Annotated in this window: 25 protein-coding genes; 8 read left to right on the top strand and 17 right to left on the bottom strand. The window is 72.5% G+C overall.

Going from position 1 to position 20,398, the window contains the following annotated elements:
* The first annotated feature begins 78 nt into the window (after positions 1–78).
* The gene (locus BGO91_RS02885; protein ID WP_290471368.1) at positions 79–828 is read left to right on the top strand and encodes an SUMF1/EgtB/PvdO family nonheme iron enzyme; all 750 of its coding nucleotides are present in this window, start codon (positions 79–81) and stop codon (positions 826–828) included.
* Positions 829–916: 88 nt separating this feature from the next.
* On the opposite strand, the gene fliN is transcribed toward BGO91_RS02885, so the two are convergent.
* Both fliN and BGO91_RS02875 read right to left on the bottom strand, forming a co-directional pair.
* Positions 917–1,636: a flagellar motor switch protein FliN gene (gene fliN / locus BGO91_RS02880; RefSeq protein WP_290471367.1), complete on the bottom strand. Its 720-nt coding sequence runs from the start codon at positions 1,634–1,636 to the stop codon at positions 917–919.
* A gap of 4 nt (positions 1,637–1,640) precedes the next feature.
* Positions 1,641–2,528 carry a flagellar motor switch protein FliM gene (locus tag BGO91_RS02875; protein ID WP_290471366.1) on the bottom strand — a complete coding sequence of 296 codons (888 nt, stop codon included), beginning with the start codon at positions 2,526–2,528 and terminating at the stop codon, positions 1,641–1,643.
* A 135-nt stretch (positions 2,529–2,663) separates the two neighbouring features.
* Here BGO91_RS02875 and BGO91_RS02870 point away from each other — a divergent pair, with 135 nt between their 5' ends.
* From BGO91_RS02870 to BGO91_RS02860, 3 genes are read left to right on the top strand one after another with little or no spacing between them, the layout of a single operon-like run.
* Positions 2,664–2,945, top strand: a complete 282-nt coding sequence (locus BGO91_RS02870; protein WP_290471365.1) for a flagellar FlbD family protein — start codon at positions 2,664–2,666, stop codon at positions 2,943–2,945.
* A 15-nt stretch (positions 2,946–2,960) separates the two neighbouring features.
* Entirely contained in the window at positions 2,961–3,782 is an 822-nt protein-coding gene (locus BGO91_RS02865; protein ID WP_290471364.1) for a MotA/TolQ/ExbB proton channel family protein, read from the top strand.
* Position 3,783: 1 nt separating this feature from the next.
* Positions 3,784–4,611 carry a flagellar motor protein MotB gene (locus BGO91_RS02860; protein WP_290471363.1) on the top strand — a complete coding sequence of 276 codons (828 nt, stop codon included), beginning with the start codon at positions 3,784–3,786 and terminating at the stop codon, positions 4,609–4,611.
* Positions 4,612–4,648: 37 nt separating this feature from the next.
* Here BGO91_RS02860 and BGO91_RS02855 read toward each other — a convergent pair whose 3' ends face one another.
* Entirely contained in the window at positions 4,649–5,398 is a 750-nt protein-coding gene (locus tag BGO91_RS02855; protein ID WP_290471362.1) for an ABC transporter permease, read from the bottom strand.
* 9 nt (positions 5,399–5,407) lie between these two features.
* Positions 5,408–6,202 (bottom strand): AraC family transcriptional regulator, encoded by a 795-nt coding sequence (locus BGO91_RS02850; protein WP_290471361.1) that lies wholly within the window; start codon positions 6,200–6,202, stop codon positions 5,408–5,410.
* Between the two features lie 49 nt (positions 6,203–6,251).
* Between BGO91_RS02850 and BGO91_RS02845 the strand changes: the two genes are divergently transcribed.
* Together BGO91_RS02845 and BGO91_RS02840 are read left to right on the top strand one after the other, a co-directional pair.
* Positions 6,252–6,680 carry a DUF2000 domain-containing protein gene (locus tag BGO91_RS02845; protein WP_290471360.1) on the top strand — a complete coding sequence of 143 codons (429 nt, stop codon included), beginning with the start codon at positions 6,252–6,254 and terminating at the stop codon, positions 6,678–6,680.
* A gap of 317 nt (positions 6,681–6,997) precedes the next feature.
* Complete coding sequence (locus tag BGO91_RS02840; RefSeq protein ID WP_290471359.1) at positions 6,998–8,290, top strand: sodium:proton exchanger; 1,293 nt, start codon at positions 6,998–7,000, stop codon at positions 8,288–8,290.
* Between the two features lie 239 nt (positions 8,291–8,529).
* On the opposite strand, the gene BGO91_RS02835 is transcribed toward BGO91_RS02840, so the two are convergent.
* Positions 8,530–8,874, bottom strand: a complete 345-nt coding sequence (locus BGO91_RS02835; protein WP_290471358.1) for a metalloregulator ArsR/SmtB family transcription factor — start codon at positions 8,872–8,874, stop codon at positions 8,530–8,532.
* A 124-nt stretch (positions 8,875–8,998) separates the two neighbouring features.
* Between BGO91_RS02835 and BGO91_RS02830 the strand changes: the two genes are divergently transcribed.
* Positions 8,999–9,469, top strand: coding sequence for a hypothetical protein (locus BGO91_RS02830; protein WP_290471357.1), 471 nt, complete (start codon positions 8,999–9,001; stop codon positions 9,467–9,469).
* A gap of 26 nt (positions 9,470–9,495) precedes the next feature.
* Positions 9,496–10,017 carry an AAA family ATPase gene (locus tag BGO91_RS02825; protein WP_290471356.1) on the top strand — a complete coding sequence of 174 codons (522 nt, stop codon included), beginning with the start codon at positions 9,496–9,498 and terminating at the stop codon, positions 10,015–10,017.
* Positions 10,018–10,116: 99 nt separating this feature from the next.
* Here the strand turns inward: BGO91_RS02825 and BGO91_RS02820 are convergent, their stop codons facing one another.
* Genes BGO91_RS02820 through BGO91_RS02765 form a run of 12 tightly spaced genes read right to left on the bottom strand, consistent with a single transcriptional unit; the run spans position 10,117 to position 20,128 of the window.
* Positions 10,117–11,286 carry a flagellar hook protein FlgE gene (locus BGO91_RS02820; protein WP_290471355.1) on the bottom strand — a complete coding sequence of 390 codons (1,170 nt, stop codon included), beginning with the start codon at positions 11,284–11,286 and terminating at the stop codon, positions 10,117–10,119.
* Positions 11,287–11,323: 37 nt separating this feature from the next.
* Positions 11,324–11,785 carry a flagellar hook capping FlgD N-terminal domain-containing protein gene (locus BGO91_RS02815; RefSeq protein WP_290471354.1) on the bottom strand — a complete coding sequence of 154 codons (462 nt, stop codon included), beginning with the start codon at positions 11,783–11,785 and terminating at the stop codon, positions 11,324–11,326.
* A 49-nt stretch (positions 11,786–11,834) separates the two neighbouring features.
* Entirely contained in the window at positions 11,835–13,397 is a 1,563-nt protein-coding gene (locus BGO91_RS02810) for a flagellar hook-length control protein FliK (protein ID WP_290471353.1), read from the bottom strand.
* A complete protein-coding gene (locus BGO91_RS02805) occupies positions 13,394–14,059 on the bottom strand; it encodes a C40 family peptidase (RefSeq protein ID WP_290471352.1) in 666 nt (221 codons plus the stop codon). Before BGO91_RS02805 ends, BGO91_RS02810 begins: the two co-directional genes overlap by 4 nt.
* On the bottom strand, positions 14,056–14,502 hold the full coding sequence (locus tag BGO91_RS02800; protein WP_290471351.1) for a flagellar FliJ family protein: 447 nt from the start codon (positions 14,500–14,502) through the stop codon (positions 14,056–14,058). The genes BGO91_RS02805 and BGO91_RS02800 overlap by 4 nt, the downstream gene beginning before the upstream one ends.
* Entirely contained in the window at positions 14,502–15,815 is a 1,314-nt protein-coding gene (locus BGO91_RS02795) for a FliI/YscN family ATPase (RefSeq protein ID WP_290471350.1), read from the bottom strand. Before BGO91_RS02795 ends, BGO91_RS02800 begins: the two co-directional genes overlap by 1 nt.
* Complete coding sequence (locus tag BGO91_RS02790; RefSeq protein ID WP_290471349.1) at positions 15,812–16,483, bottom strand: FliH/SctL family protein; 672 nt, start codon at positions 16,481–16,483, stop codon at positions 15,812–15,814. Before BGO91_RS02790 ends, BGO91_RS02795 begins: the two co-directional genes overlap by 4 nt.
* Entirely contained in the window at positions 16,473–17,492 is a 1,020-nt protein-coding gene (fliG, locus tag BGO91_RS02785; RefSeq protein ID WP_290471348.1) for a flagellar motor switch protein FliG, read from the bottom strand. Before fliG ends, BGO91_RS02790 begins: the two co-directional genes overlap by 11 nt.
* Complete coding sequence (gene fliF / locus BGO91_RS02780) at positions 17,489–19,075, bottom strand: flagellar basal-body MS-ring/collar protein FliF (protein WP_290471347.1); 1,587 nt, start codon at positions 19,073–19,075, stop codon at positions 17,489–17,491. Before fliF ends, fliG begins: the two co-directional genes overlap by 4 nt.
* The gene (gene fliE / locus BGO91_RS02775) at positions 19,075–19,380 is read right to left on the bottom strand and encodes a flagellar hook-basal body complex protein FliE (protein WP_290471346.1); all 306 of its coding nucleotides are present in this window, start codon (positions 19,378–19,380) and stop codon (positions 19,075–19,077) included. The genes fliF and fliE overlap by 1 nt, the downstream gene beginning before the upstream one ends.
* A complete protein-coding gene (locus tag BGO91_RS02770) occupies positions 19,380–19,772 on the bottom strand; it encodes a flagellar basal body rod C-terminal domain-containing protein (protein ID WP_290471345.1) in 393 nt (130 codons plus the stop codon). Before BGO91_RS02770 ends, fliE begins: the two co-directional genes overlap by 1 nt.
* A 14-nt stretch (positions 19,773–19,786) precedes the next feature.
* The gene (locus BGO91_RS02765) at positions 19,787–20,128 is read right to left on the bottom strand and encodes a flagellar basal body protein (RefSeq protein ID WP_021763781.1); all 342 of its coding nucleotides are present in this window, start codon (positions 20,126–20,128) and stop codon (positions 19,787–19,789) included.
* Positions 20,129–20,398: the final 270 nt, after the last annotated feature.

The following is a 20,398-nucleotide window of genomic DNA, read 5'->3' as shown; positions in this document are numbered from 1 at the left end:
GAAAGCGGCGCCGTAAGCCGACATTCGTCACAAATCGCAGGGCCGACATGTGGGAGCGGGGCGTGGGAGGCTGGCGGGATGAACGGGACGGACATCGAGATGGCGCGGATCGCGGGCGGCACGGTCACGCTGCACGACGCCCGGCGCAAGCAGCGCTGGAGCGTCGAGCTGGAGCCGTTCGAGATCGGCGTCTTCGCGGTGACCGAGGAGCAGGCGGCCGAGCTCCTCGGGCTGCCGTCGACCCATCCGCGCCGCCCGGTGACCGGGGTCAGCTGGCTGCGCGCCGTGCGGTTCTGCAACGCCGCGTCGGAGTGGGAGGGGCTCGACCCCGCGTACTCGTTCGACGGGGAGGACGTGACGTGGCACGTGGATGCCGACGGCTTCCGCCTCCCCACCGAGGCCGAGTGGGAGTTCGCCTGCCGCGCCGGCTCGACCGGCGCGCACTACGGGCCGCTGGCCGAGGTCGCGTGGACGAGCGCCGACGGCCTCTCGGCGCCCGCGGACGTGGGAGGCCGCCTCCCGAACCTCAACGGTCTCTTCGACACGCTCGGCAACGCGTGGGAGTGGTGCTGGGACCTGCTCGATCCCGCCCGCTACGACGACTACCGGGTGTTCCGGGGCGGCGGCTTCGCCGACGACGCGTGGAGCGTGCGCGCCTCCACCCGCCGGGGCGGTCCGCCGCGCTCGACGCACGAGGACGTCGGCCTGCGCCTCGCGCGCGGCAGCTTCGACGCCGAGGGCGCTGCGCAGGGCTGGTCGCTCGCGGCCGACCGCGAGCGCGCCGACGTCACCGGCCCGCTGCCTCCCGGCTGGACCCCGCGCCGCTGACCCCTCCATCGAGGAGGCGAACCATGCGCCTTCTCGGCGGTTTCCGCCGTCCTTCGCCCCGCCTCGACGAGGCGCCCAGAAGAAGCGCCTAGTCGAGCTCTTCGGCGGCGTCGAGGATCTTGGTGATCCGCACCGCGTAGTCCTGGTCGACGACGACGATCTCGCCGTGGGCGATGAGGCGGCCGTTCAGGAGCACGTCGGCGGGCGACCCGGCGGAGCGGTCGAGCTCGATGACGGCGCCCGGCTCCATCGCGAGCACGTCGCGGACGGCCATGCGCGTGCGGCCGATCTCGACCGTGAGCGCCATCTCGACGTTGCTGATGCGCGCGAGCTTCCCAGAGATCGCCGCGGAGCCGAGCGTGCGGTCGGCGAGCGGGGCACGGCCGCGGATCGCGAACCAGCCGGCCACGCCGTTCGGGCCGTGCAGGGCGAAGACGGTGGTGGAGGCGTCGCCGAACAGCTCCTGCGCATCCTCCACGCGGGCGTCGTCGAGCACGCCGGCGCCGAGCGTGTCGCTCGCGGCCTCCAGGGCCGGCCGGAGCACGTCCTGCAGCGCGACGACCGGCGAGCCGTCGGCTCCATCGTCGACGAGGGTCGGCGCCTCGAGCAGCACGACCGCGAGGTCGGCGGAGAGGGCGCCCACGAAACCGGCGACCACGGCGGAACCGGTCAGGCCGCCGAAGCCGCCCGCCGTCTCGAGCAGCGGGCTCAGCGGCGCGCCGGTCGGGAGCACGCCCGCGAGCGCCTGCGCGGCCGTCTGGGCCTGCGCGAGGGAGAGAGCGGCGCCGGTTGCGGTGGCCATGTTCATCGGATCAGTCCTCTGTCTTCACGATCACGCACGCCAGCCGGGAGCCGCTGGAACCCAGCGCGGCGCCGGCGACGGGGTGTCCCCCGACGGCGAGATCGAACGGTCGGTGGTGCGGATGCGGGAGGGGCAGCAGGTCGCCGACCGCCAGGCCGAGCACGACGCTCGGCTTCACGTTCGCCGGCGTGAGCCGCAGGGAGACGTCGACGGGAACCCGGGCGAGCTGCGCATCCACGAGCTCGCGGGCGTTCTCGGTGCTGTGCGTCGGGTTGGTCTCGCCGAGCTGCGGCAGGAGCACGATCGCGGGCAGCGCGACCGTCGCCTCGGCGAGGCTCTCGCCCACGCGCAGCTCGAACGCCGCGACGATCATCAGCTCGGCGGTCGCCGCCGCCTGGGCGAACTGGGAGTTGTACTGGATGGCGTCCACCGCGATCGGCGTCGCGAGCAGCGACCCCAGCGAGTAGCGGAGGTCCTCGAGCGCGTCGTCCATCAGCCGTCGCACCAGCGCGTGCTCGATCTGCGTGAACGTGCGCTCGTTCGGGACGGGGACGCCCGAGCCGCCGAGCATCGCGTTCACCCACGAGAGCGCCGCGACCGTCGGGAACTGGATCACGCCCTTCGGCGCCACCCCGTCGAGCTCGCACAGCACCATCGCCGTCGTCGCCGGCAGCGACGCCGCGTACTCGTCGTAGGTCTGCATCTGCACCGACATGCACGTCACCTGGCTGAGCACGCGCACCTTGGCGGTCAGCTGCGTCGCCCACTGCCGCGCGAAGGTCTCGAAGGCGAGCTCCAGCACACGCGAGTGCTCCCGCGCCAGTGTGGTCGGCCGCCGGAAGTCGTACACCGGCGCCTCGGACGCGGGCGGGGCGGACGGAGCGGGCAGGGTGGTCACGAGAGGGTCTATCGGCAGGGAGGGGGCGCCCGTTAGTGCCTGTGCGCATCCTGTGCGCCCTCTAACGCAGACGGCCCCTCCGCCGATAGTGCCCCTGTGACGGCTCACCCGGAGCCGAGACCAGGATTCGCGCCCATGATCGTCGTCACCCGATTGAACGACAGCCAGTTCGCGGTCAACCCGGACCTGATCGAGCGCATCCACGCCAGTCCCGACACGACGCTCGTGATGGTGGACGGTGCCAAGTTCATCGTCACGGAATCGATGGCCGAGGTGATCGAGAAGATCGCCGCCTACCGGGCCCGCGTGATCGCGCTGGCCCATGACCTGCCTGCCTCCGGCCCCCGACCGGTTCCAGCCCCCACCGAGCAGCAGGAGGGCCTGCGGGCCGTCCCCCTGCACGCACGGAAGAAGTAGCGAGGAAGAACCCCCATGGATCCGGCAACCATCATCGGCATCGTCCTGGCGTTCGGCTCCGTCGTCGCCATGGTGACACTGGAGGGCGGTCACCTGACCGCGCTCCTGCTGCCCGCCCCGATGGTGCTGGTGTTCGGCGCGACGATCGCGGTCGGCATCGCCAGCGGCACGATCAAGGACTTCCTGATCGCGGTGAAGGCGCTGCCCAGCGCGTTCCGCGGCAAGATCGAGCCGCCGGACCAGGTGATCGACGAGGTCGTGCGACTGGCCGAGACCGCCCGCTCCAACGGCCTGCTCGCGATGGAGCAGGAGGCCGAAAACGTCACCGACCCATTCCTGAAGGGGGCGCTGCAGAACATCGCCGACGGCACCGACGGCGACGAGCTGCGCATCCTGCTCGAGGACGAGATCGCGACCCGCTCGAAGCAGAGCCGCGTCGCCGCCAAGTTCTTCTCGTCCATGGGCGGCTACGCGCCGACGATCGGCATCATCGGCACGGTGGTGTCGCTGACCCACGTGCTCGAGAACCTCGACGACCCCGGCCACCTCGGCCCGATGATCGCGAGCGCCTTCGTCGCGACACTGTGGGGCCTCCTGTCGGCCAACTTCCTGTGGCTGCCGATCGGCGCCCGGCTGCGCCGCCTCTCGGAGCTCGACGTCGAGCGCATGAACCTGCTGATGGAGGGCGTGCTCGCGGTGCAGGCCGGCAGCCAGCCCCGCCTCCTCGGCGAGCGCCTGCGCGCGATGGTCCCCGGCGGCGCCGAGGCGAAGAGCGGCAAGACCGAGAAGGCGGCGAAGGCCGCGAAGGCCACGGCTCCCGCCGAAGAAGCGGCCTGACGTGTCCGCCCGTCGCCGGCGCAAGCAGGAGGAGCCGGAGGAGCACGAGAACGAAGAGCGCTGGATGGCGTCCTACATGGACATGGTCACCGTGCTCATGTGCATGTTCATCGTGCTGTTCGCGATGTCGACGGTCGACCAGAAGAAGTTCGAGGCGCTCAAGAACTCCCTGGCGACCGGCTTCGGCCAGGTGAAGACGGAGAAGATCGACACGGCCAGCGGTGTCGTGGTGCCGCCCGCGCAGGTGGACCAGAAGGGCGACACCACCGACCTCCAGCTCGCCAAGCAGGAGGCGCAGAACCTCGAGCGCATCCGCGACGCCATCCAGGCCGCCCTCACCCGCGACGGGCTGCAGGATGCGGTGCAGATGAAGATCGACGCCCGCGGCCTCACGATAGGGCTGGTCGGCAGCTCCACCTTCTTCGACTCCAACCACGCCGAGCTGAGCGGCACCGCGGTGCGCGTGCTCGACGACATCGGTCCCGTCATCGGTCCCGAGGCGTACCAGGTGTCGGTGGAGGGGCACGCCGACGTGCGCCAGCCCGGCGCCCCCTACCCGACCAACTGGGAGCTCTCGGCGGGCCGCGCCACGAGCGTGCTGCGCCACCTCGTCGAGTCCGACGCCTTCCCCGCCGAGCGCATCGCCGCCGTCAGCTTCGGCTCGGCCCGCCCGATGGCGAACGCCACGGGCACGACCGATCAGGACCTCGCCCTGAACCGACGCGTGGACGTCGTGGTGCTGTCGTCCCAGCCCGATCGCATCCGCGAACTCATCCCCCAGGCGCTCCAGACGGGCACCACCCCGGCCGGGACGTCCACGGGAGGCTGACGCGCCGCGCGGCGCACTCACCGCCCCGACGGCGCACCTACCGCAGCGCCCCCGGCCGCACCTTCACCGGCGCGAGCCACGCCGCGACGATGACCGCGGTGATCGCCCCGGCGCACATGATGGCCGCGAGCACGACGACCTGGAACCGTCCGGCCTCCAGCGGCGACACTCCACCGAAGATCGCGCCGACGAAGGCGCCCGGCAGCGTCACCAGGCCGGTCGTCTTGGTCTGGTCGACCGAGGGGATGAGGGCCGAGTAGACCGCGGTGCGCGCCTGGTGGAGGGTCGACTCCCGGGGCGTCGCGCCGAGGGCGAGCCACCCCTCCACCTCGTCCCAGTGGTCGTCGACGGCCTCGGTGAAGCGCCGGCCCGCGAGGGTCGCGATGCTCATGGAGTTGCCGATCACGATGCCGCCGATCGCCAGCGCGTAGCGGGCGCTCAGCTCGATGGCGCCGGTCGTGAAGACCACGACCGCGGTGACGCCGACGCCGATCGCCATGGCCGAGCCCATCATCGCGGCGTGCTCGGCGCTCCAGCCCACCCGCCGGGTCGCGGTCACCGCCGCGACCACGAACATGACCAGCAGCGCGAGCGACACCCAGAGCGGGCTCGTGATCACGCCGGACAGCACGACGCTGATCACCGCGAGCTGGGCCGCGCCGCGGAGAATCGCCAGCACCGGCGCCCAGCGGTGCGGCACGCGGTAGATCGCGAGCACGCCGGTCGCGAGGAGCGCGAGGACCGCGACGCCGAGCAGGGTCGGGGCGAGCTCGCGGACGATCGGCACGAGCCGAGCCTATGCCGCGCCCGGCCCCGCGGTCCGCGCGAACGCGCCAGGGGTCGTGCCGAGCGTGCGCCGGAAGTGGCGCGTCAGATGCGCCTGGTCGTGGAAGCCGGCGAGCACGGCGGACTCGGCCGCCGAATGGCCGTCGAGCAGGAGCCGGCGTGCGCGGTCGACGCGGCGCCCGGTGACGTACCGGTGCGGGGCGATCCCGTAGGCCTGCGAGAAGGCGCGGATCAGATGGCTCGGGTTCGCGCCGAGCACTCCCCCGGCCTCCGCGAGGGTGAACGTCTCGGTCAGCCGGTCGTCCAGCAGCTCGCGCAGGCGCCGGGCGAGCGGCGCATCCCGGATGTCGCGCAGGGGCGAGCCCAGGTGGCCGAGGAGGTCGTGCCGGAGCGCGTGCACCCAGTGCTCGGCCGCGAGGAGGTCGCCCGGCGAACCCAGCGCCCCGTGGATGCGGCGCACGGCGGAGACGGAGGTGCGCGCGCCGATCGTGGGCCGGTCGACCGCGACGGACGGCATCCCGCGCGGAAGCCAGTCCGGCTCCAGGTACAGCACGCGTTTGCGGTAGCCGGAGTCGCGGACCGCGGACTGCCCGTCGTGCGCGACGCCCGGCGGCAGGAGGGCGATGGAGCCGGGGGCGGCCCGGTGCCCCTCCCGGCCGAGCTCGAAGGCGACGACGCCCGAGTCGATCAGCAGCACCGTCCACGCGTCGTGCGTGTGCGCGGGATACGCGTGGTGGAAGGTCGCGTGCAGCACTTCGCGCACGGACGGCACCGGAGGATGCCAGGCGCGGACCGAGTCGACCATGCAAGGAATGTACAAGACGCGGCCGTGCGCCGGCGGGGAGGCTGGAGCCATGACAGACGCCGCCTCCCCCCGATTCGACACCAAGATCGTCGTCCTGCTGCGCGACGGGCTCGCGCCCTGGCAGGAGCTCAACGTGACGGCCTTCCTGGTGAGCGGGATCGCCACCAGCGCGCCCGACCTCGTCGGGGAGCCGTACGTCGACGGCGGGGGTGTCGAGTACCTCCCGATGCTGCGGCAGCCGGTCGTGGTGATGACCGGCGACGGCGAGCTGCTGCGCACCGCGCGCGGCCGGGCGGAGTCCCGCGGAGTCCCCACCGCCGTCTACACCCGCGAGCTGTTCTCGACCGGCCACGACGAGGCGAACCGCGCTGCGGTGGCGGGCGTCGCCACCGACGAGCTCGACCTCGTCGGGATCGCCGTCCGCGGCCCGCGCAACGCGGTCGACCGCGTCGCGAAGGGTGCGCGCCTGCACGACTGACCCCTGCCTGACATCCCGCGTCGGCTCGCGCGACATTCTCCGACCCCTCGCCTACCGCGGAAGTTAGGGCGCGCGAAATGCTGGTAATCCGCCTCCCCGGCTCGGCCCGGCACGGCCCGTCCTGCCAGGCTTGACGGGCGAAGGGGAGTAGCTCAGCGTCCGATTCCGGGCGCGCGGCACGTCGACATACTGGCTCGCGAAGACGCGGCCCGGCGTGCCTCCCAGTCTCTGGGCGAGCGAGACCTTCGGTCATCAGCACACGGTGACCGGGCTCCTCTCGTCGTACCTGCCCGGTCGTCACGATCGGAAGGCAGTACATGGACACGCGAACGACCGGCCGCGCCCGGCGCTTGGTGATCCCGCTCGGAATCGTCGCCCTGGTGGCGGCGCAGGGTGTGGCCCTGCGCCTCAGCGGCGTCGAGCCGGCGCCCGTCGTCGGCATCCTCATCTTCGGCGTCGCCATCGTCGCCGCCGCGTTCGCGCTGGCCTGGGCGGGCGAGGCGGCCGAGGTCGACATCTCCGGCGGCCTCGCCGTCGGCCTGCTCGCCATCATCGCGATCCTGCCGGAGTACGCGATCGACCTCTACTTCGCCTTCACCGCCGGCAGCGACCCGAGCCAGGCGCAGTATGCCGCGGCCAACATGACCGGCTCGAACCGGCTCCTCCTCGGCTTCGGCTGGCCGTTCATCCTCCTGGTCGCCTTCCTGGTCTACCGTGCCGCGCGCTCCCGCCGCCGCCCCGTCGACCCGGATGTCAGCCCGCGGCCGTTCGCCGTGCGCCTGCCCGGCGACAACCGGGTGGAGCTCGGCCTGCTGATGATCGCCTCGGTGCTCACCCTCACCATCCCCCTCACCGGTCAGATCCACGTGCTGCTCGGCGTCGTGCTGCTCGCCCTGTTCGTCTACTACCTGTGGAAGGTGGCGCAGGGCGAGAGCGAGGAGCCGGAACTCGTGGGCGTCCCCGCCGCGATCGGCGGCCTGCCGACGGTCGCCCGCCGCGTGACCGTCATCGCGATCTTCGCGCTCTCGGCCGCGGTCATCCTGCTGCTGGCCGAGCCGTTCGCGCACAGCCTCATCCAGGGCGGCCGCGCCGCCGGCATCGACGACTTCCTGCTCGTGCAGTGGCTCGCGCCGCTCGCCTCCGAGGCCCCGGAGTTCGTCATCGCGATCATCTTCGCCATGCGCGGCAAGGCGGCCATGGGCATCGGCATCCTGCTCGCCAGCAAGGTGAACCAGTGGACGGCGCTGGTCGGCACCCTCCCGATCGCGCACGCGCTGGGCGGTGGAGGCTGGGCGCTGCCGATGGACGGCCGTCAGGTGGAGGAGTTCGTGCTCACCGCGACGCAGACCCTGCTCGGCGTCGCCATGCTGCTGAGCCTGCGGTTCGCCGGGCGCTGGGCGACGGCGCTCTTCGTGCTCTTCGCCGCGACCTTCGTCTTCACCGGGACGGAGGCGCGCTGGATCGTCTCGGGCGTCTACGCGACGCTGGCGGTCGTCCTGTTCGCGATCCAGTGGCGCACGCTGTGGCCGACGCTCCGCGCACCGTTCGCGCGGTCGGCCGACGATCCCGCCGCCGAAGCCGAGCCCGTCAGCGCCGGCGCGCGGGAGTGAAGGCGGGGGCCGCGCGTCCGACAACCCCCCGGTCCAGACGCGTGGCCCCCCGCGGCGTCCCGGTGGATCGAGCCGAATGCCGTCCGGAACGCGGTGGGCCGGCTCGAAAGCCGCTCCTACTAGAGAAGTGTCCGCCGCGCGGGATTCGTCTCACCCGTTCTCGAAAATTCGCGAAGTTCACGTTGTTGCGGTCATTCCGCACGGAATGGGCGCCACTTCGTGAACGTCGGCGAGCGGGGTCAGGCGCACCCGCACTCGTCGCCGTCGCAGCATCCCGGCTCGACGTAGAGCACGACGCGCAGGAGCTCGTCGAGTGCCGGCGCGAGGTGGCCGTCGGCGAGGCGGTACCAGGTGCGGCGGCCGTCGGGCATCGCCTCGACCAGGCCGCAGCCGCGCAGGCATGCCAGCTGGTTGGACATCACCTGGCGGGAGACGCCGAGCGCCTCGGCGAGGTCGGAGGGGTAGGCGGGCGCTTCGCGCAGGGCCAGCAGGATGCCGACGCGGGTCGGGTCGGAGAGGGCGTGCCCGAAGCGGGCGAGGGCTGCGGTGTGCGTGACCGTCGCCGCGGGTGTCGTGAGGGTCATATCTCGACAGTACAGCGAATGCTGAATCGTCGGAAGGGCCCGACCCTTGCGATCCGCGGTCCGTGCCGCGAGAATCCTCTCGGGGAAGCCGGCGCTGCCGCGCGTCGACGGAGATGGGGGAACGATGAAACGGTTCGCAGCAGTGCTCGGCGTCGCGCTGGCGGGCGTCGCGCTCGCCGGGTGCTCGGTGACGTCGCAACCGGCGGCCGACGGCGCCTCGCAGACTCCCGAGTACCACTCCATCCCCACCACGACGAACAGAGCCCCGGACCCGTCGCAGTCGCCCCAGCCGAACGGGGGCTCGGTCTCGGCCCAGGATGCGCCGCTCTCCCAGCTCTGGGCGATGGTCGACTCGGGTCTGCGGAGCACCGGCGGATACGCCGACGGCTCGCGTGCGGGCGGGACGCTGCCCCAGGATGTGAGCGACTTCGCGTCGGCGGTCTCGAGCCGCTGCACGCCGCAGCTGACCGCCGAGCAATCGACGCGCCTCAGCACGCTGTGGAACGACGTGAACACGGCGGCCGCGAGCGCCGGAGGCGACCTCACCCCGGCCGTCAGGGCCTACTTCGACCAGGCCACCACGCTCTGCATGTAGGGCGCGGAGCCCGGTAGCATCGCCCCGTGGCGGATCGTGCTCTCCTCATCAACGGCGTACCGGCGTCCGGCAAGACGACGCTCGCCCGTCGGCTCGAAGACGCGCTCGGGCTCCCCCTCGTGACGAAGGACGACATCAAGGAGTCCCTGGCCGACGCGGTCTCCGTGCCCCTCCCCACGAGCCCGCTCGGGGCGATCGCGTCCGACACGATGTGGGCACTGGCGGGTCTGATCGATGGAACGGTCATCGTCGAGTCGTTCTGGTTCTCCGGCCGGGACGGCGGATTCCTCCGCCGCGGGCTCGAGGAGGCCGGAATCGTCGGCGGGGTCGAGCTCTGGTGCGAGGCGTCGGCCGAGATCACCCGCGACAGGTACCTCACCCGCCCGCGCCATCACGCGCACGACGACGCGCAGCGACTCGGCGAGTGGGAGGCGTTCCAGCGTGACGCGCAGCCGCTCTCGGGCTTCCCCGTGCTCCGGGTGGACACCGAGCACCCCGTCGACGTCGACGAGCTCGCCTCGCGCGTCCGCGACCTGCTGAGGCGCTGAGGCGCGAGCCGCACGCCGAGGTTCACGACGTTGCGCCCATCCCGGGCGGAATGAGCGCAACGTCGTGAACTTCGGGGGGCACAGCGGGCGCAGGGGGCGCTAGCGCTTGAGGTTGGTCAGCTCCTGCAGCACCTCGTCCGAGGTGGTGATGATGCGGGCGTTCGCCTGGAAGCCGCGCTGGGCGACGATCAGGTTCGTGAACTCCTGCGAGAGGTCCACGTTCGACATCTCGAGGGAGCCGCCCTGGATGTTGCCGAGGCCGTCCTCGCCCGGGCCGCCGATCTGCGCTGCGCCGGAGTTGACGGTGGCGCGGTAGGTGGAGCCGCCGGCCTTCTCGAGGCCGCCCGGGTTGACGAAGGTCGCGAGCGCGATGCGGGCGACGGCCTGCTTGTCGCCGTTGGAGAACAGGCCGATGATCGTGCCGTCCTTCGAGAGCGTGAACGACTCGAGGGTGCCGGCGGCGCGGCCGTTCTGGTCCTTGAACGCGACCGTGGAGAGGCCGGAGTAGCCGGTCACGGTGCTGAGGTTCACGTTGACGCCGCCGACGTTCAGGGCGCCACCCGCGGTCAGGACGCCGTTCGTGAAGGTGAGCGCGCCGGTGGCGTTCGCGGTGCCGTCGGTGCCGGCGACGTCCCAGCCGGTGGCGGACTTGGTGAACGTGAGGGTCAGCTTGCGCTCGGTGCCGTTGGCGTCGTAGACCGAGATGTCGCGGACGAGCTGGTCGCCGTCCTTGGCGTCGGAGGGGAGGTTGCCGTTGACGTTCGCCGAGGTGCTCGCCGAGGCGGGGGTGACGGCCTTGAGCGGGATGGTGATGTCGCTGAGCGCGCCGCCCTGCTGGATGACGCCGTTGACCGCGTTGTAGCCCTGGAGGATCGCACCGCCGGGACCGACGAGGCGGCCGAGGGCGTCGGGGTCGAACGAGCCGGCGCGGGTGTAGACGGTCTCGCCGCCGACGTTGGTGACGAAGAAGCCGTCGCCGTTGATCATCATGTCGGTCGACCGGCCGGTCGCCTGCGCGGCGCCCTGGGTGAAGTTGGTGGAGATGCCGGCGACGAGCACGCCGAGGCCGATCTGCGCCGGGTTGGTGCCGCCAGTCTGCGCCTGCGGGCCGCCGGCGCCCTGCACGAGCTGCGAGAGGGTGTCCTGGAACTGCACGGCGGACGACTTGAACGCGGTGGTGTTGACGTTGGCGATGTTGTTGCCCGTGACGTCGAGCATGGTCTGGTGCGACCGGAGGCCGGAGATTCCGGAGTAGAGAGAGCGGAGCATGACGCTGCCTTTCTGTGTGTGCTGCGGGGCGGAGGAGTCAGGAGGCGGTGGTCGGGTCCGTCGGGGTGGACGGAGGTGTCGGGGTGACCACGCCCAAGATGGCATCGAGGTTGATCTTGGCGTCGCCGACGGTGACGACGGGCACGGATCCGGCGTAGGAGACGGAGCTGGCGAGCCCGGTCTGGGTGTCGCCGTTCTTGTCGAGATAGCTCACGGTGTGGCCGATGAGCGCGGCGGCGGCCGTGCGCATCTGCAGGGCGAAGCCCTCCTGGCTGGTGGTGTCCATGTTGGTGAGCTTCTCCATCATGGCCAGCTGGGTGGTCTGCGAGATCATCTGGTTGGTGTCCATCGGCGAGCTCGGGTCCTGGTTGCGCAGCTGGGTGACCAGCAGTTGCATGAAGGCCTCGCTGTCGAGCGACTGCTTGGGCGTGCGCGTCGGCTGGGTGGTGTAGATCCCGCTCTTGGCGACAGTGTCGGTTCCGGTGACGGCGTCGACCACGGTGTCTCCCTTCTTCTGGCTTCTGCTGGGGTGTTCGTCGATCGGGCGATCAGACGATCAGGTCGATGGAGTGGGCGAGGCCGTCGGCGGGTGCGGCGCGCCCCGGCGAGGCGGACAGGTGCTCGCCGAGCGCCGTTCCGGCGCGCGGCCGGCCTCCCGGCGTCTCGGGTGGCGTGGGCAGCCGGCCGTCGCGGCCGTCCTGCTGCGATGCGTTCTGCTGCGCCGACGGCTGGTTCTGCGACGAGAGGTCGAGCGTCCCGCTGAGCCCGGCGCCGCTGAGATCGCGGCGGAGATCGGGCAGGATCGCGCGGAGCGCGTCGCGGCCGGCGTCGGTCGGGGCGAACAGCTCGACCCGCACGCCGTCGCCGCCGACGTGCGCGCGCACGATCACCGGCCCGAGGGTGTCGGGCGTCACGTGCACCGTCATGACGTGCTCGCCCGCGCCCGCGGCGGCGAGTGTGAACACCGGCCGGGCGAGCTGCGCGTCGAGCGTCTGCGCGTGCGGAGCGGCGGGGGCCGGTGCGGCGGCGGGCGCTGTCGGAGCGGCGGCGGCGGGCACGGGAGGCTGTGGTGCCGCCACCGGAGCAGCAACCGTCGGCGACGGTGCGGCGGGGGCGGGTTGCGTCGCCGCCGGTGCGGGTTGCGGCTCGGCTCCGCGGGCGGCTTCCACCCCCGGGCGCGCGGCCGGCTCGACGTGAACGGCCGGAGCCTCAGCCGTACGCACGGTGCGAACCGCGGCAGCTGGGCCCGCATCGGGTCGCGCGGCGGCCAGCTGCGCGGCGTCGTCGACAGGCGGCGCGGCGGCCGCGACACCCTCCTTCGTCGCGTCGGCCGCCGTGGCCGTGGCCGTGAGGGCTGTCGCCGGGCTGCCGGAAGCATCGACGGGGCGAGCCTGCGCCGTGCCGGCATCCCCGCCCCGGTTTGAGACCCCCGCCGCGTCGGCGTCGGCGGGCACGCCCACCGCTCCTCCGGCCTGCACAGTCTGCCGGGCCGCCGCGGTCTCCCCCGCCACGGCCAGGGCCTGCGCGGCAACGGGTGCACCCGCCGAAGCGTTCGCACCGAGCCCAGGAGCCGTCGCGACGAGCCCGCTCTCCCCGCCTCCGCTCGCGGCGTCGACAGGCGACGCGGTCGCGGACGGCGCCGCGGCGCCCGGCGAGACCGGCGGTGCGGTCGGAAGGGCCGGGGCGACGGCGAGAGGCAGCACGGGAAGTGCCGGGTCCGTGGGCGTCACGGGAGTGGCTCCGGGGGTCGACGCGTCGCTCGCGCCGCTCACATCCGTCCCGTTGACGGCGGTCGCATCCGCCGCCTCATCGTTCGCGGCGTTCGCGGTCTTCCCCGCGTCGGACGCGTCCGCACGGTTCGCATCGGCAGCACCTCGGCCGCGCGCGGCCTCCCGGGCTCCCGAGCTGTGGCGCACCGCGTGCGCATCCCGCGACGGTCGCGCGTCCGCACCGGAGCCCGGGCGAGCAGACCGATCGGCGCGATCCGCCGACGCACCGCTGAGCAGCGCGGCGAAAGCGTCCCCGCCCGTCTTACCCGCGCCGGCCCCCTTCGCGGGCGCCGCGCTCGACGCCGGTGCCGCGGGCGCGCTGCCCACCGCCGCGGGGCTCACAGCGAGCTCCCCTGCAGCATCGAGGTGAAGAGCGAGCGCAGGGCGTCCGACTGCGCCGACGAGAGCGAGGTTGCCGATGCAGCAGAGGAGGCCGTGGTCGCGGTGCTCGCCTGCGGCACCACGCGCCGGATGGTCACGATGTCGGAGTCGGTGAGCCAGTTGTCCACGAGGCTCACGTTGCGACCCTCGCTCGGAGCGTGGATGACCTTGCCGTCGCCCGCGTAGATCACGATGTGCTCGCCGCCGTTGCAGACGATGATGTCGCCCGGCTGGGCCTGCGCGAGCGACGGCACCTCCGTGCCGACGGTCCCCTGGCCGGAGACCAGGCGCGGCACGTCGATGCCGAGATCCTTGAAGACGCGCTGCACGAGGCCGGAGCAGTCGAGGCCGGAGGCGCTGGTGCCGCCGAAGACGTAGGGCACGCCGAGGTACTTCTTCGCGTCGGCCACGACGTCCGCGCCGGTCACTCCCCCGCTGGACGAGGTCGCCGCGCCCGCGCCGCCGAGCGCCTGCGTGAGGGCGGAGGCGAAGTCGGTCGCGCCCGTCGTCGACGACGAGGCCGCAGTGGAGGCGCCGGTCGCCGTCCCCGAGGTCACGGTGTCGAGCTGCACCAGGGTGGCCTGGATCTGCGCGATCCGGCCGATCGCATCGGTCACGGTCATGCCCCGCTCCTCCGTCCGTCCGCGCTCCGGTCGCGCTGCCACGCGCCGGTCGCGATCTCGTCGATGGCCGCCTGCTCGGCGCCCAGCTCGCTCGCGGCGAGCTCGGACGCGTGCCGGGCCTCCAGCTTCTCCAGTCCGACGGCGCGCTTCTTCGCCTCGGTGAACGCCTCCTGCGCTTCCGCCGCCTCGGCCTCGGCCTTCGCGGCGAGGGCATCGAGGTCGGCGAGCATGCTCCGGCTGGAGGCGCGGGCCGCGGCGAGCGCGAACAGGGTGCTCGCGTCGATCGCCTCGACGGGCACGGCGTGCAGCGCGGCGATCGCGCGCACCTGCCGCTCCCCCACGTCGCGCCGCAGCGCGTTGGCGGCGGCGAGGTCGCTCGCCGCGTGGTCCTTCTCGATCTGCCGCAGTCGCAGCAGGCCGGCCAGGGGGAACGTGCGTGCCATCAGAGCCCTCCCATCCTCGCGACGAGCGCGCCGAGGCGCGCCCACGATTCGTCGGCCGGTGCCGGCTCGCCGATGCTCTGGCGCAGGAACGCGTTGATCGCGTCCTCGTTCGCGACGGCCGCATCCACCCGCGGGTTGGTGCCCGGCTTGTAGGCGCCGACGTCGAGCAGGTCCTGTGCGGCGACCTTGGCCGCGAGCGTGGCCCGCAGCGCCGTGGCCGCCTGCCGCTGCTCGGGCGAGGTCACCCGCGTCGCGAGACGGGAGACGGAGCCGAGCACGTCGACCGACGGGAAGTGCCCGACGACCGAGAGCCGCCGGTCGAGCACGACGTGGCCGTCGAGGATGCTGCGGGCCGCGTCGGCGATCGGCTCGTTGTGGTCGTCGCCGTCGACGAGCACCGTGTAGAGGCCGGTGATCGAGCCGCGTTCGCCGGTGCCGGCGCGTTCGAGCAGCTGGGCGAGCAGGGAGAAGGTCGACGGCGGGTAGCCGCGGGTGGCGGGAGGCTCGCCCGCCGAGAGGCCGATCTCGCGCTGCGCCATCGCGACACGGGTCAGGGAGTCCATCATGAGGACGACGTCGGCGCCCTGGTCGCGGAACGACTCGGCGATGCGGGTGGCGGCGAACGCCGCGCGCAGGCGCATGACGGCGGGCTCATCGGAGGTGGCGACGACGACGATCGAGCGGGCGAGGCCCTCGGGCCCCAGGTCGTCCTCCAGGAACTCGCGCACCTCGCGGCCGCGCTCCCCCACCAGGGCGATGACCGAGATGTCGGCCTCGGTGCCGCGCGCGATCATCGACAGGAGCGACGACTTGCCGACGCCCGAACCGGCGAAGAGGCCGAGACGCTGGCCGCGGCCGACGCTGACCATCGTGTCGAGCACGCGCACGCCGAGGCCGAGCGGAGTCAGGATGCGCGCCCGGCGCATGGCGTCCGGGGCGCGGTTGTCGAGGGGGACGAAGCCGTCCGGCTCGATCGGGCCCTTGCCGTCGACGGGACGGCCGAGCGCGTCGATCACGCGGCCGAGCATCCCGCGACCGGTCGGGACGAGCAGGGGCGTGCGCACAGCCCGGACGGGCGCGCCCGCGGCGATGCCGGTGAGGCGGCCGTAGGGCATCACCCGCGCGGAGTCCGCGGTCGTGGCGACCACCTCGGCGTGCACCCCCGGCGCCTCGCCGATCGTCACGAGGTCGCCGATGGCCGCGGGGACCCCTTCGACCTCGGCGCCGAGCCCGACGACGGCCTTGACGCGACCGACGCGTTCGGCCGCGGCCTCGCGCACGGCTGCGTCCCAGCGGGGCAGCGTCGCGGTCATGAGAGCGCCTTCCCTGCCCGCGCCAGAGCGGTGGAGATGCGGGCGTCGAGCCAGCCCGCCGGCAGCTCGCCGACCGCGTCGCCCGGGGCGATCGACGGGTCGGGCACCAGGCGCGGAGCCGGGATGCCCGTCGCGAGCGCGCTGCCCGTGCGGGCGTTCCCTTCCGGATCGGCCTGCTCCTGCCCCTGCGCCTCCGCCTCCGCCTCCGCCTCGACGAGCAGCGCCAGATCGTCCGGGTTCAGGCGCACGACGGCGACCTCCCCCGCGGTCTCCCCCGACAGCGCCCGCGCGACGGCCGCGCGCGCCGCGTCGACCCGGTCGCTCAGGGCGTCGCCGACCACGGCCGATGCCAGCTCGAAAGCAGCCTCGACCAGCACATCCTCCACCTCGGCCAGCACCGGGACGGTGGCCTCGCGCAGCTCGACCGCTGCGGCGCGGAGAGCCTGCGCCAGGACGGCGATGCGCGCCGTGAGCTGCTCCTCCTGCGCGGCCCGCGCCTCCTCCGCCGCCACCAGCCACGCCGCCTGCTCCTCCGCGGCCGCTCGGCGGCCGTCGGCGAAGCCCGTCGCATAGCCGCGCGCACGCGCCGACGCGAGCGCGGTCTGCTCCTGCTCGGTCTCCGTCAGCACCGGGATCGAGAGCGGGGCGAAGGCGGTGTCACTCGACATACGCGTCCTCGTCCCCGCGCTGCACCGTGATCACGCCCGTGGCCTCCAGGTCGCGGATGGCGCGGACGATCGCCGCGCGCGCATCCTCCACCTGCGACAGGCGCACCGGGCCGAGCATCCGCACCTCGTCGGCGAGCACCTCGCGGTTGCGCTCGGAGAGGTTGGCCGTGATGATCTCCTCGACCGCCGGCAGCGCGCCCTTCATCGCGACCGCGAGCACGGCGACATCCACCCCGCGCAGCACCTGCTGCACGTCGCGGGCCTCCAGGCGCACGATGTCCTCGAAGGTGAGCATGCGCGAGCGCACCTCCTCCGCGAGTTCGGGATCGCGGAGCTCGAGGGCCTCCAGCAGCGCCTTCTCGGTGCTGGCGTCGGAGCGGTTGATGATGTCGACGAGCGGCTGCACACCGCCGACGGCGTCGCTCGCCGCGCGGGAGGCGACCACCGCGCTCGCGCGCTGCTTCAGGGTGTCGGCGACCACGCGCACCGCGTCGGGGCTCGGCGAGCCCATCGTGGCGATCGAGTGGGCGACCTCGGTCCTGGCCGCGTCGTCCAGCCCGCTGAGCACGCGGGACGCCTGGTCGGCGCGCAGGTGCGCGAGCACGAGCGCGCTGGTCTGCGGCAACTCCCCCGCGAGCAGCATCTGCACCTGGCCCGGCTCCACCGCGTCGAGGAACTCGAACTGCTTGCCCGCCATGTTGGACGCCACGCGGTTGAGCACACCGGTCGCACGCTCGGCGCCGAAGGAGGCCTCCAGCAGCCCCACGGCGATGTCGCGGCCGCCGCGGGTCGAGACCGCTCCGCGCGTCGCGAGGTCGTGGAACTCGTTCATCGCCTTCTCGGCGACCCCCGGGTCGACCCGTCGCAGGCGCATGATCTCGGCGGTGATCTCGTCGGCCTCCTCGTCGGAGAATTGCTTCATCACCTGGGCCGCGCGCTGCTGGTCCATGTTCATCAGCACCACGGCGACCTTCTGCGGGCCGGTCAGCGGCGTCTTCGCGTCGGTCATACGCCGGCCCGATCATCCATGAGACTGCGCAGGTACTCCGCGGTCTTCTGCGGGTCGCGCTCCGCGAGGGCCTCGATCTCGGAGCGGCGGCGCTCGGCCTCCAGCTCGGGGCTGTCGGGGTCGGGAGCCTCGAGCGGGATCGGCACGGTCGGCGCGGCCTGCTCGAGCGGGATCGGGAACGGCGACGCCTCGAACGCCAGCGACTCCTCCTCGATCTCGGTCTGCTCGGCTGCCCGGCGCCGGCTCCGGCGCACCAGGGCGAAGACGATGATCAGCGCCGCCACGACCGCCGCGGCGATGATGGAGGTGCGGACGATGCCCGTGAGCTGGTCGGCCGCAGCGGCGTCCTTCGCCTCCTGCAGCGCCTTGGCCGCCTCCGTCGCCCCGGCCTTGCTGAACGGGACCATCTCGACGCTGACGGAGTCGCCGCGCTTGGTGTCGATGCCGGCGGCGGCGTTCACCAGGTTGCGGATCTCGTTGGTGCTCACGCTGCCGACGGCATCGGAGTTGAGCGCCACCGAGACGGTCTGCCGGTTGATCGCGCCGGCCGGGATGGTGCGCTGCTCGGTGACCTTGTCGACCGCGTTGTCCTTCGTCGCCGACTCGGAGTTGAACGTGCCGTTGCCGTTCGTGCCGTTCGGGACCGCGATGTTGTCGGGACCGAGCACACCCGCCGCCGACCCGCCGGAGCCCGTGTAGGTCTCCTTCTGCGTGGTCTCGCTGAGGGACGGCGCATCGGTCGGGACCGTGTACGACTCCTGGGTGCGCTGCGCCGACTCCTTGCTCACATCGGCGGCGACCGCGACCGTGGCGTTCCCCGGCCCGACCACCTTGTCGAGCATGTCCTGCACCGCGGTCTTCACCCGCGCCTCGTAGTCGCCGGCCTGCTTGTCCGCTCCCCCGACGGCGCCCGTGCCCACGGCGCTCAGGACGGTGCCGTTCGCGTCGATGACGGCGACGTCGGTCGGCTGCATCCCGGTCACCGCGGCGCTCGTCAGGTGCACGATCGCCTGCACCTGGTCCTGGCTCAAAGTCACGCCGTTCTGCGTCTCGACGAAGACGGAGGCGGTCGGATCCTTCTTCTCGGAGACGAACACCGTCTCCTCGGGGATCGCGAGGCGCACCGATGCGGTCTTCACGCCCTTCATGGCGGCGATGGTGTTGCCGAGCTCCCCCTCCATCGCCCGCTTGTAGGTGACCGACTGCTGGAACTCGGACGACGTCACGCCCATCTTGTCGAGCAGCGAGTAGCCTCCCGTCGTGGACGAGGGAAGCCCCGCCGACGCCGCCTTCAGGCGCTCGTCGTAGACGCTCTGCTGCGGGACCAGGATGGTCCCCCCGCCATCGGTCAGCTGGTACTGCACGCCGTCGGTGCGCAGCTGGTCCACGATCGCCGAGGCGTCGGACGACTGCAGTCCCGAGAAGAGCGGCGTGTAGGTCGGCTGGGAGGCCCACATCGCGATGCCGGTGATCCCCAGGGCGAGCACGGCCACGCCGATGATCGCGATGACCCGCTGGGCCAGCGAGAACCCGCGGATCGAGTCACCGATCCGGCGGAAGAAGCTCGTCACCTGCTGGGGCATCAGGCCTGCATCCGCATGATCTCGTTGAACGCGTCGACGGCCTTGTTGCGCACCCCGGCGACCAGCTCGAGGGTGACCTGGGCGCGGGTGGAGGCCAGCGTGGCGTCGTGGATGTCGTCGAGGTTGCCCGTGACGGCCTGGATCGCGAGCTTGTCGCTCGTGCCCTGCAGCTGCTGGAGGTTGTCGATGGCGCCGCTGAGAGCGTCGCCGAACGCCGCTCCCCCGGTGCCGGTCGCGCCGGTGACGGCGGCGGCGGAGGTGGTCGCGTCGACCGAGCCGATCGTGGAGATCGCGGGGATGGGCATCAGTTCTTTCCGATCTGCAGAGCGGCCTGGTAGGTCTCCTTGGCGCGGTCCACCACGGCGGCGTTCGCCTGGTAGCCGCGCTGCGCCATGATGAGGGCGCCCATCTGCTCGGAGAGGTCGATGTCGGGGTAGCGCACGTAGCCCTCGGCGTCGGCGACGGGGTTGTCCGGCTCGTAGACCATCCGGCCCTCCGCGCTGCCGTAGGCGGCGCCGGCCACGTACGCGCCGGTGACGCCCTGCCCCTCCTGCGCCACGATGTAGCGCGCCTGGAAGGCCGAGCCGTCGGTGGGCTTGGCGGTGTTGATGTTGGCCAGGTTGTCCGAGACGGCGTCCAGCCACTTGCGGTGCAGGGTCAGCCCCGTGCCCGCGATCCCGATCGCGTCGAATGTCATCGCCGGTGCTCCTGTCAGCTCGTCCGCAGCGCGGAGCGGATCGCCGTGAACGTGCCGCCCGCCGCCTGCGAGGCGAACTGGAAGCGCAGGACGGTGTCCACGTTGGAGAGGGTCTCGGTGTCGAGGTTCACGTTATTGCCGTCGAGGCGCGTCGGCTCGAGGGAGCGCGCGGTCGTCGCGGTGGTGTGGCCGTCGTGCTCGGCGACGGACCGCGCCAGGGCGTCTTCGAACGAGACGCGCTCGGCGGTGTAGCCGGGGGTGTTGACGTTGGCGATGTTGTTGGCGATCGCCCGCTGCCGCGCGGCGAGGCCGTCGAGGGCGCTCGCGAGGGCGGCACTGGTCACGGATTCGAGCACAGCTGCACTCCATCGAGGTCTGGCGGCTCATCCGTGGCCTGGTCGTCGAGCGATCCGTGCTCAGCGTGCTCTATCGGCCGCTCCGCCGAGGCCGTTAGCAACCTGCGCGCGAGTTCCGCGCAGGTCGTGGATCGAGGTGTGGAAAGTGTGGATTTTTCGCCTCCGAAAGAGGTATACCCACAGAGTCATCCACAGCTTCAACCAGGGTGTGAATTACACGCCTGTGGTTTCGAAGGGATGTTCGACACGGCCGATTTTCCAGCGAATATG

It is taken from the genome of Leifsonia sp. 71-9 (assembly GCF_001898805.1).
GTDB lineage: Bacteria > Actinomycetota > Actinomycetes > Actinomycetales > Microbacteriaceae > Leifsonia.
This window is presented reverse-complemented; position numbering and strand designations above follow the sequence as displayed.

What these genes read in the sequence shown, in the direction of transcription:
- BGO91_RS02885 (WP_290471368.1), top strand. Translation starts at nt 79, where the DNA reads ATGAACGGGACGGACATCGAGATGGCGCGGATCGCGGGCGGCACGGTC.
- fliN (WP_290471367.1), bottom strand. Translation starts at nt 1,636, where the DNA reads ATGAACATGGCCACCGCAACCGGCGCCGCTCTCTCCCTCGCGCAGGCC.
- BGO91_RS02870 (WP_290471365.1), top strand. Translation starts at nt 2,664, where the DNA reads ATGATCGTCGTCACCCGATTGAACGACAGCCAGTTCGCGGTCAACCCG.
- BGO91_RS02865 (WP_290471364.1), top strand. Translation starts at nt 2,961, where the DNA reads ATGGATCCGGCAACCATCATCGGCATCGTCCTGGCGTTCGGCTCCGTC.
- BGO91_RS02850 (WP_290471361.1), bottom strand. Translation starts at nt 6,202, where the DNA reads ATGGTCGACTCGGTCCGCGCCTGGCATCCTCCGGTGCCGTCCGTGCGC.
- BGO91_RS02845 (WP_290471360.1), top strand. Translation starts at nt 6,252, where the DNA reads ATGACAGACGCCGCCTCCCCCCGATTCGACACCAAGATCGTCGTCCTG.
- BGO91_RS02840 (WP_290471359.1), top strand. Translation starts at nt 6,998, where the DNA reads ATGGACACGCGAACGACCGGCCGCGCCCGGCGCTTGGTGATCCCGCTC.
- BGO91_RS02835 (WP_290471358.1), bottom strand. Translation starts at nt 8,874, where the DNA reads ATGACCCTCACGACACCCGCGGCGACGGTCACGCACACCGCAGCCCTC.
- BGO91_RS02830 (WP_290471357.1), top strand. Translation starts at nt 8,999, where the DNA reads ATGAAACGGTTCGCAGCAGTGCTCGGCGTCGCGCTGGCGGGCGTCGCG.
- BGO91_RS02820 (WP_290471355.1), bottom strand. Translation starts at nt 11,286, where the DNA reads ATGCTCCGCTCTCTCTACTCCGGAATCTCCGGCCTCCGGTCGCACCAG.
- BGO91_RS02805 (WP_290471352.1), bottom strand. Translation starts at nt 14,059, where the DNA reads ATGACCGTGACCGATGCGATCGGCCGGATCGCGCAGATCCAGGCCACC.
- BGO91_RS02800 (WP_290471351.1), bottom strand. Translation starts at nt 14,502, where the DNA reads ATGGCACGCACGTTCCCCCTGGCCGGCCTGCTGCGACTGCGGCAGATC.
- BGO91_RS02795 (WP_290471350.1), bottom strand. Translation starts at nt 15,815, where the DNA reads ATGACCGCGACGCTGCCCCGCTGGGACGCAGCCGTGCGCGAGGCCGCG.
- BGO91_RS02790 (WP_290471349.1), bottom strand. Translation starts at nt 16,483, where the DNA reads ATGTCGAGTGACACCGCCTTCGCCCCGCTCTCGATCCCGGTGCTGACG.
- fliG (WP_290471348.1), bottom strand. Translation starts at nt 17,492, where the DNA reads ATGACCGACGCGAAGACGCCGCTGACCGGCCCGCAGAAGGTCGCCGTG.
- fliF (WP_290471347.1), bottom strand. Translation starts at nt 19,075, where the DNA reads ATGCCCCAGCAGGTGACGAGCTTCTTCCGCCGGATCGGTGACTCGATC.
- fliE (WP_290471346.1), bottom strand. Translation starts at nt 19,380, where the DNA reads ATGCCCATCCCCGCGATCTCCACGATCGGCTCGGTCGACGCGACCACC.
- BGO91_RS02770 (WP_290471345.1), bottom strand. Translation starts at nt 19,772, where the DNA reads ATGACATTCGACGCGATCGGGATCGCGGGCACGGGGCTGACCCTGCAC.